General features: G+C 45.8%; 12 protein-coding genes. 7 read left to right on the top strand and 5 right to left on the bottom strand.

Going from position 1 to position 13,011, the window contains the following annotated elements; genetic code table 11:
* From ACTTJF_RS09205 to murJ, 5 genes are all read right to left on the bottom strand, one after another.
* Positions 1 to 514: M16 family metallopeptidase (locus tag ACTTJF_RS09205; protein ID WP_442551709.1), on the bottom strand; the 514-nt coding region annotated here is incomplete at its 3' end.
* Positions 515 to 522: 8 nt separating this feature from the next.
* Entirely contained in the window at positions 523 to 1,596 is a 1,074-nt protein-coding gene (locus tag ACTTJF_RS09200; protein ID WP_442551708.1) for a quinone-dependent dihydroorotate dehydrogenase, read from the bottom strand.
* A 41-nt stretch (positions 1,597 to 1,637) separates the two neighbouring features.
* Positions 1,638 to 3,362 carry an ABC transporter ATP-binding protein gene (locus ACTTJF_RS09195; RefSeq protein WP_442551710.1) on the bottom strand — a complete coding sequence of 575 codons (1,725 nt, stop codon included), beginning with the start codon at positions 3,360 to 3,362 and terminating at the stop codon, positions 1,638 to 1,640.
* Positions 3,359 to 4,747 carry a cysteine--tRNA ligase gene (gene cysS, locus ACTTJF_RS09190; protein WP_442551707.1) on the bottom strand — a complete coding sequence of 463 codons (1,389 nt, stop codon included), beginning with the start codon at positions 4,745 to 4,747 and terminating at the stop codon, positions 3,359 to 3,361. Before cysS ends, ACTTJF_RS09195 begins: the two co-directional genes overlap by 4 nt.
* The gene (gene murJ, locus ACTTJF_RS09185) at positions 4,734 to 6,134 is read right to left on the bottom strand and encodes a murein biosynthesis integral membrane protein MurJ (RefSeq protein WP_442551706.1); all 1,401 of its coding nucleotides are present in this window, start codon (positions 6,132 to 6,134) and stop codon (positions 4,734 to 4,736) included. The genes cysS and murJ overlap by 14 nt, the downstream gene beginning before the upstream one ends.
* Before the next feature lie 145 nt (positions 6,135 to 6,279).
* Between murJ and ACTTJF_RS09180 the strand changes: the two genes are divergently transcribed.
* From ACTTJF_RS09180 to ACTTJF_RS09150, 7 genes are all read left to right on the top strand, one after another.
* Positions 6,280 to 8,181 (top strand): flagellar assembly protein A, encoded by a 1,902-nt coding sequence (locus ACTTJF_RS09180; protein ID WP_442551705.1) that lies wholly within the window; start codon positions 6,280 to 6,282, stop codon positions 8,179 to 8,181.
* 2 nt (positions 8,182 to 8,183) lie between these two features.
* Positions 8,184 to 9,320 carry an MlaE family ABC transporter permease gene (locus ACTTJF_RS09175; RefSeq protein WP_442551704.1) on the top strand — a complete coding sequence of 379 codons (1,137 nt, stop codon included), beginning with the start codon at positions 8,184 to 8,186 and terminating at the stop codon, positions 9,318 to 9,320.
* A complete protein-coding gene (locus ACTTJF_RS09170; RefSeq protein ID WP_442551703.1) occupies positions 9,321 to 10,064 on the top strand; it encodes an ABC transporter ATP-binding protein in 744 nt (247 codons plus the stop codon). It abuts the gene before it with no gap.
* Positions 10,054 to 10,986, top strand: coding sequence for an MlaD family protein (locus ACTTJF_RS09165; protein ID WP_442551702.1), 933 nt, complete (start codon positions 10,054 to 10,056; stop codon positions 10,984 to 10,986). Before ACTTJF_RS09170 ends, ACTTJF_RS09165 begins: the two co-directional genes overlap by 11 nt.
* A complete protein-coding gene (locus ACTTJF_RS09160) occupies positions 10,983 to 11,546 on the top strand; it encodes a hypothetical protein (protein WP_442551701.1) in 564 nt (187 codons plus the stop codon). Before ACTTJF_RS09165 ends, ACTTJF_RS09160 begins: the two co-directional genes overlap by 4 nt.
* A 28-nt stretch (positions 11,547 to 11,574) precedes the next feature.
* Positions 11,575 to 12,129: a Holliday junction branch migration protein RuvA gene (gene ruvA / locus ACTTJF_RS09155; RefSeq protein WP_314179450.1), complete on the top strand. Its 555-nt coding sequence runs from the start codon at positions 11,575 to 11,577 to the stop codon at positions 12,127 to 12,129.
* Positions 12,130 to 12,142: 13 nt separating this feature from the next.
* The coding region (locus ACTTJF_RS09150) for a D-alanine--D-alanine ligase (RefSeq protein ID WP_442551700.1) at positions 12,143 to 13,011 on the top strand (869 nt) is incomplete at its 3' end.

Below are 13,011 nucleotides of genomic sequence, written 5' to 3'. Positions count from 1 at the left end.
TCCAGTTTCTGATATCGCCGATAAAGCCGATCGGAGTCCAGTGGTACGGGTGATAGCTAAAAGCGACGTTAAAGAGCGTAAAGTACAAAAAGCCGATCGGAGAGTTGTCCGTGCGCCATCTGCGCTCCTCGGTCACGACGTCGCGCTCGGGCTGAAATTCTTTATCTTTTAGGCTCAAATTTTCCATTATATCGGCGTAAAGCCTAAGAGCCTCGTCTAGGTTGCCTTTTGAGCATTTGACGAAATAATGCGTATAATCAAAGCCTGTGCTAGCGTTATTTACGCCGCCAAAACCCTTTACGATCTCGTCAAATTCGCCCGCTTTCATATTTTTCGTAGATTTAAAATTTAGATGCTCTAGCATGTGTGCGATGCCGCTTTTGCCCATGGTTTCGTTTCGCGAGCCTACGCGGTAAAACACGTCCACGCTAATTACGCTAGAGCCCTTGCTAGCGGGGATATGATAGATCTCAAAGCCGTTTTTGAGCTTTGTTTTGGAGTATTTTATAAGCATAAATTTCCTTAAATTTTGTTTTTTATATCGCAGCCCACCGCTTCGCTAATCGAGGCGAAATTATCCTCTTTTAAAAGCTTTAAAATACCTTCGTTTATCTGTTTTGCGATGTTTGGGCCCTTAAAAATGAAAGAAGTGTAAATTTGAACCAAATTTGCGCCAGATTTTATCCGCGCGTATGCCTCCTCGGCGCTGTCTATGCCGCCGCTTGCGATCAAAACCGTCTTGCCGTAAAGCTCGCTAGCCACCGCGCTAAAAAGCTCGCGCGAGCGCTTGGCTATGACCTTGCCGCTTAGCCCGCCGAAATTTTTCAAATTCGCAGATTTTGATAGCGAATAATCAATGCTCGTATTATTTACGATGACGCCTTTCGCGCCGCTTTCTACGGCCGTTTTACAGATCTGCACGGCCTTGTCGTCGTCCATATCGGGCGCGATTTTAAAGATTATCGGCTTTTTTGCGATGGGCGTAAGGCGCGCAAATAGATCTTTTACAAAGCTTTCTTCTTGTAGTTCACGTAGGTTTGGGGTGTTTGGAGAGGAGACGTTTATAACGAAGCAGTCGCAAATTTCGTTAAATTTAGCGACTAAAATTTCGTAGTCTTTTATCGCTTCTTCATTTGGCGTGATTTTGTTTTTACCGATGTTAGCAAAAAGCGGTATCGCAAAGGGATAGAGCTTGCTAACGCGCGCGCTAAGGGCGTCTGCGCCCTCGTTGTTAAAACCCATCGCATTTTGGATACTCTCTTCTTCAATTAGGCGAAAAAGGCGCGGTTTTGCGTTGCCCTCTTGCGCTTTTGGCGTCACGGTGCCAAACTCCACGTGCCCAAATCCGAGCGCGGCTAGCGGGCGTAGCATGGTGGCGTTTTTGTCAAAGCCGCCGGCGATTCCTACAGGATTTAAAAAGCTAGTTCCCAGCAAATTTTGCGAAAGAGCCGCGTCCGTGACGACGCAGTTTTTGGCGACGATGCTATAAAGCCCCGGAAATACGCAGTCTGAGATACTTAGCGTTTTTTCGACGATTTTGTGAGCGGTTTCGGGGTCAAATTTAAAAAATATGGATTTTAGCGTTTCGTAATTCAAATTTTATCCTTAAATTTTGAGCGATTTTATCAAATTTAGGCTTAAACAAGGGCTTCGCCTTTTAGTTTCGCGTAAATTTCGCAGCTCTTGCTAAGCGCCTCGTCGGTATCAAAACCGACCACTTTTCCGCCGCTGATAACGGCGATTTTATCGGCATTTTGCACCGTGCTTAGGCGGTGCGCGATGATAAATATTATTTTTTCTTTTTGTAAATTCGCGATGGCTTTGGTTATCTGCTGTTCGCTTTCGTTATCTAGAGCGCTCGTGGCCTCGTCAAATATCAAAATTTGCGGGTCGTCGTAGAGAGCGCGGGCGATGGCGATACGCTGACGTTGGCCGCCCGAGAGATTGGTGCCGAATTCATTTAAAATAGTCTGCGTGCCCTCGGGTAAATTTGACACGAAATCATACGCATTTGCCGTTTTTAGCGCGAGCTCGACCTTTGCTTCGTCGTATTCGCGGCCGTAGGCGACGTTGTTTGCGACCGTGTCGTTAAAGATATAGACGCGCTGGGTCACGAGGCCGATATTTTGTCTAAGCGAACCGAGGTCAAAATTTTTGATATTTTCGCCGTTTATCTCGATCGCTCCGCCGTTTGCGTCGTAAAATCTCATGAGTAGATTTACGATCGAGCTTTTTCCGCCGCCGCTACTGCCCACGAGCGCGACGGTTTGGGACTTGCTCGCGCTTAGATTTATGCCTTTTAGCACCTCTTTATCGTCGTAGTTTAGTCTGACGTCTTTAAAATTTATCAAATTTATTTCAGCCGGTACGGGCTTGTCGCCGCTTAAAATTTGAGGCTCTTTATCAAGTAGCTCAAAGGTTCTCTCTGCCGCGACCACGGCGTCTTGCATCTTGTTGTAAAGGCCTGAAATGCGTTTAATAGGCGTATAAAGCATGAAAAGCGCGGTTAGGAAAGAAAAGAAGCTTCCCATCGTCAAATTTCCGTCTATGACCTCTTTGCCGCCGATAATGACGACCGCCGCGACGCCGACGGAGCCGAAAATTTCCATCATCGGGCTTACCATCTCGTTTACTTTTACGCTTTTTAAATTTAGCTTGAAAAATTTTGCGTTTTCGTCGGTAAATTTAGCGTGCTCGAACTCCTGGGCGTTGTTTGCTTTGATGATCTCGATATTGGTAAAAATTTCGCTTAGCTTCGAGCTGATGTCGGAGGTTTTTTCCTGCGAGGCGCGGGAGATTTTTTTCATCTTTTTTGCGAGCTTTGAAAGCGGATAGACGGCAGCAGGCATGATAACTAGCGCAAAAAACGCAAGCTGCAAGCTCTGATAAAGCACGACGCAAAGTAGCCCGACGATCGTGATAGCCTCGCGGATGAGCTCTGGGATCATGGAGCTAACGATGCTTCTGATGCGGTCGATGTCGTTGATATTTCGGCTGATTAGCTCGCCCGTGCGGTAATCGTTAAAAAACTTCATATCCAAATTTAGCAGGTTTTTTAGCAGCTTCTCGCGAAATCTCCTCACGATATCCTGCCCGATATACGCCGTAAAATACGCCTGTAAAAACGTCCCAAGCCCCTTTAAAACGTAAATCGCGATGATAGCGTAGGGCAAAAGATAAAGCAGGTCTTTGTTTTTTTCGATAAAAATTTTATTTAGCACCGGCTCGATCACCCACGCCGACGCCGCAGTGCCGCCGCTAGCCATCAGCATGCCGGCGATGGCGATGATAAAATACGAAATATAATCCCTAAAATAGGGCGCAAACCGCCGCAAAACCTCTTTTAGGCTCATCTGCTTCATATCTTTTCCCACATGCAGCCGTTTGGCGTATCCATGAGGCTGATGCCGTTTGCGGCTAGCATATCGCGGATTTTATCCGATAGCTCGTAGTTTTTGGCCGCTTTAGCTTCGTTTCTTTGATTTATCAGATCTTCGATGTAGGCTCTCTTTTCGTCGCTCACGCCAAACTGAAAATACTCAAATACGTCCACTTGCAAGATGCCTAGCACGCGCGCTATTAGCCCCAAATTTGCCGCGATTTCGCCTTTTTTGGCTTTGTCTTTGGGGTTTGCATCTAGCTCGTCGTTTGCGCTGCGGACGAACTCGTCTACGCTAGCAAGGGCTTTTGAGGTGTTTAGATCGTCCCCCATCGCAGACATAAACTCGCTTTTGAATTTCTCGTTCGCGCTCAAATTTGCCGCGGCGCCAAGAACTCGTTTTTTTAGACGGTAAATTTTATCTAGGCGCTTTTTTGCCGCGTTTAGATCATCTTCGCTAAAGTTAAAATTCGCCCTATAGTGGCTAGAAATCAGATAAAATCTCACCGCTTCGCCCAAATTTCGCTCTAGCGCGTCCTTAACGAAAAAACTATTTCCGAGGCTCTTGCTCATTTTTTCGTTGTTTACTTGGATAAAGCCGTTGTGTATCCAGTATTTAGCCAGGCTTTTGCGCTCGGCGCAGCGACACTGCGCGGCCTCGTTTTCGTGATGAGGAAAGAGCAGATCAAGCCCGCCCGCGTGGATATCGATCTCAAATTTTTCGCCGCTGCTTAGGTGCTTTTTTATCATCGCGACGCACTCGGTGTGCCAGCCGGGCCGACCGCGACCAAACGGACTTTCGTACCATTTCTCGTCAAATTTCCATAGCACGAAGTCCTTTTTATCCTCTTTTTGTAAATTTGACTCGACGCGAGCGACGTTTGCTTCGGTGTCAAATTTACCGCTAAGGCTCAGATACTGCGCGTCTTTTGCCGTATCAAAGTATATGCCGTCGCCTTTTATCTCGTAAGCAAAGCCGTTTTTTAGCAAAATTTCGATGTACTCTATCATCTCCTTTAGCGTCTGCGTCGCCTTTGGCTTGACGTCGGGCTCTAGTACGTTAAGCGCGCCCATATCGCGCTCGTAGCTTGCGATGTATCTATCCGTGATCGCTTCTAGACTCTTGCCGCTCTCGCTCATTTTCTTTAAAATTTTATCGTCGATGTCGGTATAGTTTCGCACGAATTTGACCTTGTATCCAAGCTCGCTCAACGTGCGCCTAAGCAGATCAAAGCTAATCGCGCTTTTAGCGTGCCCCAAATGCGCATCGTCGTAAACCGTCGGCCCGCAAACGTAAATGCGCACGAAGTCGCTTTTTACGGGCTCGAATTCTACTTTTTTTCTCTTTACGCTATCAAAAATTTGCATCTAAAAATTTCCTTAAAAATATCAAAATCACCGCCTCTAAAGCCAGAACCGCGCTTAAAAGCGTTAATTTTTTAGGCTCAATTATAGCTAAAAATTTCCTTATCCCAAAAAATTTGACGTTTAAAGCTAGCGTCAAAAACCCGCCCAGCGAGCTAGCTAGAGCCAGTCCGAATGCGCCGTAAATTTGCATCAAAACAACGGCCAAAACGAGGTTAAAAACGAGCGTGATAACGGCGATTTTGGAGGCTAGTTTTTGCCGTAAATGCGCATAAAGCCAAAGCGAAAAAAGTTTAGCCAACCCAAAAGGTAAAAGTCCGATCATATAAGCGACCAAAACGCTCGCGGTCGCTGCGGTATCGGATGCCGTGAAGCTTCCGCGCTCAAAAAGCAGCTTGATGATGGGCTGAGCCAAAATAATGCCGCCGATAGTCGCCGCAAAGAGCAGAAAATATAAAATTTCAAAGCTTTTTCGCATCCATTTTAGAGCTTCGGCTTCGTTACCGGCCTTGATTTGGCGCGTAATTTTAGGAAAAAGCGCGGTTGAGAGCGCGATCGCAAATATCGCTAAAGGCAGCTGAAAAATGCGGTTAGCGTAGAAAAGATAGCTGATCGATCCCGCCGCCAAAAACGACGCCAGCCACGTATCCATAAACGAGCTTAGCTGCATCGCGGACGATCCGACTAGACCGTGAAAAAAGTTGCTAAAAAAACCCTTCGTATCGGCTCTTTTACCGCGGGCAAATTTAACTAAGCCGCCGAAAAAGAGCTTTGAGATGCCGCTAAATTTAAGCGCGATAAGGTGCGCGATGAGCTGCAAAACGCCGCCGACCACGACGCCAAAACTCAAATAATAAGCCGCGACTTTAGGCTCCTGTCCGCGAGCTAAAAGTAGCGAGCCGATCATGGCTAAATTTAGCAAAGCGGTCGAAAACGCCGTCGTCGCAAAGTGCCCGCGATACTGCAAAAGCGAGGCTAAAAATGTAACGGCAAAGATGAGCGCTAGGTAGTAGAAGTTGATTTTTACGAGCGGGACGGCTTCGTTTATGTCGCCGGGCGCTAGGCCCGTGGCGATAACGGCGGTAAAAAACGGAGCAAATAAATTTACCAAAAGCGTGAGAACGCCGATAAAGGCTAGAAATTTAAGAAAAATCTCGGCGCTAAAGAGCGATTTTTTGTTTGATTTTGTAAAATTTGGCAAAAAAGCGTTGGCAAAGGCCCCCTCGCCAAAGATACGGCGCAATAAATTGGGTATCTTAAACGCGATGAAAAATATATCGCTGTAAATGCCCGCACCCAAAGTAGAAGCCGTAAGTAGGTCGCGCACGAGCCCTAAAACTCGCGAAACCATGATGCCGATGCTGTTTGAAAAAAAGCCTTTTATGAGCATAAAATTTCCTATTTAAAATTGGCGTAATAATAGACAAAATTTGTTTTAAAATACGTAAAAGCGGGCGCGAAAATCTCGCATAACGTCTTTTTAATGAAATTTTAGAGATAATCTCGCGAAAATAAAAATAACGCGAGAGTATCACGTGCCAGAAAATCAAAACGCGCAGCAAAACTTCCTAGCCGAGATGGAGGTCAAGACCGCCAACCCGTACGGCGAGATATTAAATTTAGTAAAGAGCTTCGGCGTCGATAGCAAATTTATAGATTTTGATATCTTAGAAATCAAAACCGAATGCAAGGTGGTAGGCGAGAGCCAACCTAGACAAATCGCCGAAGACAAGCTAAACGTCTTTGATAACGATAAATTTTACGTAGATAGAGTCGAGAGTATCAAGCAAAGCTATCTGGTTAAATTTTACGACGTTAGGCGCGTAAAACCTACGCCTTTGCCTAACGTTTCCGTAAATGCAAATAAAAATTTGACCAAAATTTTAGCTACCGTTTCGCAAAACGCCAACACGGTTTATTTTAAAGAATTTGACAAAAAGCTGATAAATTTCATCTACAAAAAGCTGATAAAAGTAGGCATCCTGGTTGGTATCAGAAACAAAACGATGCTAGAAGAGGTCGCTAAAATTTCTTCGGTTCTAAGAGTAAAAGAATTTATCGACAAGGACTATACATTTGCCGTGACTGTAGGCGTAAACGTAGTTCCGTCCACGGACGACGCGCTAATCTATCACTACAAAACAAAAATAAGAAACGTAGATGAAAACGACAAGATCGACTACGCAAACAGAGGCTATCTGCTCGGAGTCGTCGAAAACGAGCTCATAATCGAATACGTAAAACTAAGAGACGGCACAAGCGGCCGCGACGTGCGAGGAAATTTCCTACCAGCGCAAAAAGCCAAAGCCACGATAACGAAAATGCCCGAACACACCGAAAATATCTACGCAAAAGAAGATAACGAGGGGATAAAATTTTTCGCCAAAAAACCGGGCTACGTCAAAGAGGAAAAAGGCGTTTTTGATATCAAAGACGAGCTTGACGTAAATGAAATCACGTTTAAAACCACAGGCTCGGTCGATACGGGGCTTGATACCAACGTAACGCTAAACGTAAAGGAAAAAGACCTAACGAAAGACGCCATAGGTACGGGCATGACGGTCGAGGCAAACGAAGTAAACGTCGAGGGAAACGTCGCCGCAAACGCTGTAGTAAAGGCAAACAAAGTAACGATCGGCGGACAAACCCATGCCAAAGCTCTCATCGAGGCGAAAGAAGCAAAAATAGCCGTACATATCGGTAGCTTTGAAGGCGAGAGTGTCGAGATAGATAGGCTCGAAGGCGGCAAGGTAAAAGCTAAAAAAGCCGTGATAAAATCGGTCATCGGCGGCGAGATAATCGCCGAAAGCGTCGCCATCGATACGCTCGTATCAAACTCAAATATCATAATCGCCGATACTTTGGAGATAAAAAAACTAAAAGGCGTGAATAATAAAATTTTAGTCGATTTTAGCATGATAAAAAACACGGGCGAGCAGATAAACGAGCGTATGGCTAAGATAAAAGCTATCAGAGAACAGATCGTAAAAATGCCGCGCACGCTAGAGTCAAAAAGATGCGTCATCGAAGAAAACAGAGGCCCGATAAACGTCATAAAGGCTAAAATAGAGGAACTAAAAAGCACGAATAACACTCCGCCCGCGACGTTTATGAAAAAGCTAAAAGAGTATCAGCAGCTAGTGCACGAGTACAACGCGCTTTTAAAAGAATTTCGCGAGAAAAAAGCCGCGATCGCCGAGCTAAGAGGCGAGATAACAAATATCCAAGAGGGTATATTTAACTCAAAAGTGATAAATCACAGCAATTGGCGCGAATTTAACGAGATAAAATTTAGGCTAGTAGACCCGGCTCGCGACATCACGTATAGCACACGCGAAAACGAGATCGCGCGAATAATCACGATAGCTAAAGTCGAGACCGAGGACGGCGACATAGACTACGTGATAAAGAAAAAAAATAACGCTAAAAAGGCCTAAATTTGCCTCTTTTTTTAAAATTTGAAAGCAAATTTTACAAGTGCGAGCAAAGCGGCGGCAAGCTAACTATAAGTCTAAAAAACGACTGGACCTACAAGCTGCCGGCTCAAATTTGGACTCAGACGGCCGCGCTCATCGGCTCAAGGAAATTTAATAAAATCGTTTTAAATTTTAAAGACGTAAAAGAGCTCGATTACGCAGCGGCGTTGTTTTTTAAAAATACCTTTTTAAATGCTCGCAAAGGCTACGAGCTCGTAAATTTAAACCCGCACGCTCAAAAGATTTTCGCCTCGATAAATAGCGAAATAAATCCCAAAATAAAGCAGATCATAGACGCCAAACCTCACGAAAATCCATTCTCTCAAATCGGTAAAAATTTGACCGCTTTTTTTGCGGGATTTTGCGCGTTTTTAAATTTCATGGGTGAGTTTTTGGTCAAATTTAGCAAGATATTTATGCTAAAAAATATCCGCGTGAAGGAAATTTTGGCTTATTTCGAGGATGCGGGCATAAAGTCGGTTTTTATCGTGTGCCTCACCTCTTTTCTCATCGGCATCGTGCTGGCATATCAGGGTTCAAATTTGCTCGAGAGTTTCGGCGCTACGATAATAATCGTCGAGATGATGGGGCTTTTGACCCTGCGCGAGATAGCTCCGCTCATCGCCGCTATTATCGTGGCGGGGCGCCTGGCGTCTAGCTTTACCGCGCAAATCGGCGTTATGAAAATCACCGAAGAGATCGACGCGATGAAAACGATGGGATTTGATCCGTTTAAATTTCTCGTTCTTCCTCGCGTGATAGCTCTCATCGTAGCTATGCCTCTTATCGTATTCTTAGCCGACGTGGCGGGGATTTTCGGCGAGATGGTCGTGATGGAAAACTACCTAAACATTAGCTTTGATAGCTATCTAGCGAGGTTTGGCCAAGAGGTGGAGATCAAACATCTTTACGTCGGTCTTTTTAAGGCTCCGTTTTTTGGCGTCGTGATCGCGTTTATCGGCTGCATGAGAGGCTTTCAGATCAGCGGAAATACTCAAAGCGTGGGCACATATACGACCGTGAGCGTGGTGAACGCGATATTTGGCGTGATCATGGTGGACGCGTTGTTTTCGATTATTTTCACGCAGCTAGGCATATAAATGATAATAAAAGCGACTGATTTAACGACGAAATTTGGCGACAGAGTGATCCACGACGGGCTAAATTTCCATGTAAACGAGGCTGAAATTTACGGGCTACTGGGCGGTAGCGGCACGGGTAAATCGACGCTGATGAAAACGATGATATATCTAAAAGAACCAAGCGGCGGCAAAGTCGAGATGCTAGGGCGTGATCTGTGGTCGCTAGACGAAGCGGCTAGACAGGAGATAAAGCTCGCTTGCAGCGTGATGTTTCAGTTCGGCGCGCTTTATACCTCGATGAACGTACTGGAAAATATCTATATCCTGCTAAAAGAGTATAGCGGGATGAGCGAGCGATCGATGCGCGAGATAGCGATGTTTTGGCTACAAAAAGTAGGCCTTAGCGAAAACGTCGCTTTGCAGTACCCAAGCGAGCTAAGCGGCGGTATGAAAAAGCGCGTGGCGATGGCTAGGGCTCTAGTGCTAAGTCCTAAAATTCTGTTTTTAGACGAGCCAAACTCCGGCCTTGACCCAAGTAGCGCGCGGGCGTTTGACGAGCTAGTGGTGGAGCTACGAGATACGCTTGGCGTCACGGTCGTGATGGTGACGCACGATATAGACAGCATTTGCACGATTTTGGATAGATTTTTGATACTTCAGGATAAAAAGATAGCCTTCGAGGGGACTTTTGAGCAGCTGATGCAAATGCCCGAAAATCCGCTCGAAGAGCTTTTAAAAACAAGGAAAAACGGTGGGAAATAAAATAAATTATACTTTGATAGGCCTCTTTTTCGTGCTTGTCGTGAGCGCGCTAGGCATCGCGGCGTGGTGGCTGGGCGGATACGGGAAAAAGGCCGATGATTACAGGTCGTATTTCATCAAAACTACAAGCCTGCCAAGCGGCATCAAAAAGGACTCCACGGTCAAATTTATCGGCGTAGACGCGGGCACGGTCAAGGATATCCGCTTTGCCGACGAAAAAGAAGCCCTCATCGAGCTTGAGCTCTCCGTGAGAAAAGATATACCCATTAGAACCGATAGCACGGCGTCTGCGGAGATACAGGGCATCACGGGCATCGGCTACCTAAATATCTCGCGCGGCAGCATGGACAGCCCGCTCTTTGATAAAAACGAAAAGGCCTACATCGGGCTTGAGGCGAGCTTTTTTGATAAAATCGGCGACAGAGCCGAGTATCTAACGAAAAATTTAGAGTCTACCTTTAAAAATATCAATAAATTTTTAAGCGACGAAAACGCGGCTAAATTTTCGTCTATCCTAGTTTCGGTTGATGAAGCCGCGAAAAAGATAAACGCCGGAAATCTCGATATAAACGCGACTATCGCAAACGCAAACGAGGTTTTGGCTAATGCAAATTTGACGCTAAACGAGCTAAAAAAAGCGCTAAAAAACGCCTCGGGCACGCTTGAGTTTATAAATTCGTTTACGACCAAGGCCTCAGACGCGGCGCAAGCGCTCAAAAATCTACAAACCGCAATCTCAGAAAAAATAAAAAGCGGCGAATACGACGTGAAAGATGCGCTAAATACGATTGGCGACGAGACGGAGAGGACGTTGCTTAGCTTCCAAAAGCTCATTTCTGATTTTAGAAATACCCTTTTTAGACTCGAGGACGACCCGTACGAATTTTTCTTTAAAGATACGCAGAAAAAGGACGAAAAATGAAAATTTTAAGTACGGTTTTAGCTCTGGCGGCGCTGTTTTTTAGCGGTTGTAGCGTTTTGGCAAAGCCTGCGCCTAGGACGAATTATTTTATGCTAGGCGGCGCGGAGGATAAATTTAAAGAGTGCGAAAATAGGCCCGAAAAAACGGTTTTCATCGAAGAAGTGCGGGTTTTTGGCGCGTACGAGAGCCGAGAAGTTTTAAAGATAGACGCAAACGGCGAGATTCGTCCGCTAAAAAATATCAAATTTTTAGCGCTCCCAAGCGAGATGGCGAGGCGAAATTTGATCATAGCCGCGAGCGATCAGTGCGCGTTTAAGCCGTCTTTTAAAAACGCGGATATAATCGTAAAGTCAAATTTACTCACGCTTCAAATCAAAGACCAAAAAGCGCAAATTTCGATGTTATTTAGCTTTTTTAAAGACGGCAAGGAGCTAAAAAGCGTCGTGCTAAGCTCGCAAAAAGACGCAGGTGCGGACGAGGGCGAAATCGCGATGAAGGCTCTAAACGCCGCATTTAGCGAGGTTACGGATAAATTTTTGCAAGAATTAATCAAATTTTAGAGATAATCGCAAATTTTAAAGGAAAACGATGATAAAAGCGATCGAGGGCGTCATAACCAAAAAAGAGCCCGCAAATCTCATCTTAAAAACAGCCGGCGGCGTGAGCTACGGCGTAGCTATCTCGCTTTTTTGCTCGGCAAAGCTCGAGCGAGGCCAGAGCGTGGAGCTAAACATCACGCAGATCATTCGCGAGGATGCGGACTTGCTTTACGGATTTTTAGATAGCAACGAGCAAAAGATGTTTGAGATGCTGATAAAACTAAGCGGCATCGGCGCGGCGACGGCGATGGCGGTGTGCTCGAGCCTAAATCCGAACGCATTTTTAAACGCGGTTAAAAGCGGAGACGCGGCGGCGCTACAAACGGTGCCGGGCATCGGCGCAAAGACGGCTAGACGCATCATCGCCGAACTTAGCGACGCAAAGATGACGATGGACGAAAATCTGCCTAGCTATCAGCACGAAGCGATCTTGGCGCTTGAGAGCCTCGGCTTTAAAAGAGAAAAGATAACCAAGGCGCTTAGCGAGTGCGACGCGCAAAATACGGGCGAACTCGTCAAACAAGCCCTAAAAAAACTAGCATAAAAAAGGAAAAGATATGAAATTTGCTGTGATATTTGGCGCTAAAAGCTACGAACACGAGATCAGTATCGTGAGCGCTATAGCCCTAAAAAAGGTGCTAAAAAAAGAACCTTTATTTATATTTTGCGATAAATTTAGAGAATTTTACCTGATAAACGGCGCCGATATGAAGGCGAATTTCTTTAGCTCAGGCAAGTATAAAAACGCCAAAAAGCTCACCCTTAAGCAGGGCGGATTTTTCGCGGGCGGGTTACTCGGCGAGAAAAAGATCGAGGCGGACGTATTTATAAATTTAATCCACGGCATGGACGGCGAGGACGGCAAGATCGCGGCGCTGCTAGAGTTTTACGGCCTTAGCTATATCGGCCCTCGCGTGGAAGCTAGCGCGCTAAGCTACAACAAGGAGCTAACCAAACTACTAGCGCAAAAAGCGGGCGTAAATACCCTAAACTACGAGGTTGTAAGCAGAGGAAAGGCGTCTAGCCTGCCACTACCAGTGATCCTAAAGCCGCTTCGCCTAGGAAGCTCGATAGGAGTTAGCGTGATAAAAGACGCTAGCGAGCTAGAATACGGCCTGGACGTGGCATACGAGTTTGACAAAGAGATCCTAGTAGAGCCCTTTATCGAAGGCGTGAAGGAGTACAATCTAGCAGGCTGCAAGGCCGACGGCGAGATCAAATTTTCCATCATCGAAGAGCCTAAAAAGAAAGAATTTCTAGACTACGAACAAAAATATATGAGCTTTTCAAACGAGAGCAGGGCGCGCGAGGCCGATATCGGCGCAGAGCTAGCCGCCAAGCTAAAACAAAGCTTTGAGCGCATCTACAACTGCGGCTTTGACGGGGCGCTGATACGCTGCGATTTTTTCGAGATAAACGGCGAAGT

This window comes from Campylobacter sp. (genome assembly GCF_052170435.1).
GTDB lineage: Bacteria > Campylobacterota > Campylobacteria > Campylobacterales > Campylobacteraceae > Campylobacter_A.
This window is presented reverse-complemented; position numbering and strand designations above follow the sequence as displayed.

Coding starts and splice junctions, on each gene's coding strand:
- ACTTJF_RS09160 (WP_442551701.1), top strand. CDS start 10,983: ATGAAAATTTTAAGTACGGTTTTAGCTCTGGCGGCGCTGTTTTTTAGC.
- cysS (WP_442551707.1), bottom strand. CDS start 4,747: ATGCAAATTTTTGATAGCGTAAAGAGAAAAAAAGTAGAATTCGAGCCC.
- ACTTJF_RS09170 (WP_442551703.1), top strand. CDS start 9,321: ATGATAATAAAAGCGACTGATTTAACGACGAAATTTGGCGACAGAGTG.
- ruvA (WP_314179450.1), top strand. CDS start 11,575: ATGATAAAAGCGATCGAGGGCGTCATAACCAAAAAAGAGCCCGCAAAT.
- murJ (WP_442551706.1), bottom strand. CDS start 6,134: ATGCTCATAAAAGGCTTTTTTTCAAACAGCATCGGCATCATGGTTTCG.
- ACTTJF_RS09195 (WP_442551710.1), bottom strand. CDS start 3,362: ATGAAGCAGATGAGCCTAAAAGAGGTTTTGCGGCGGTTTGCGCCCTAT.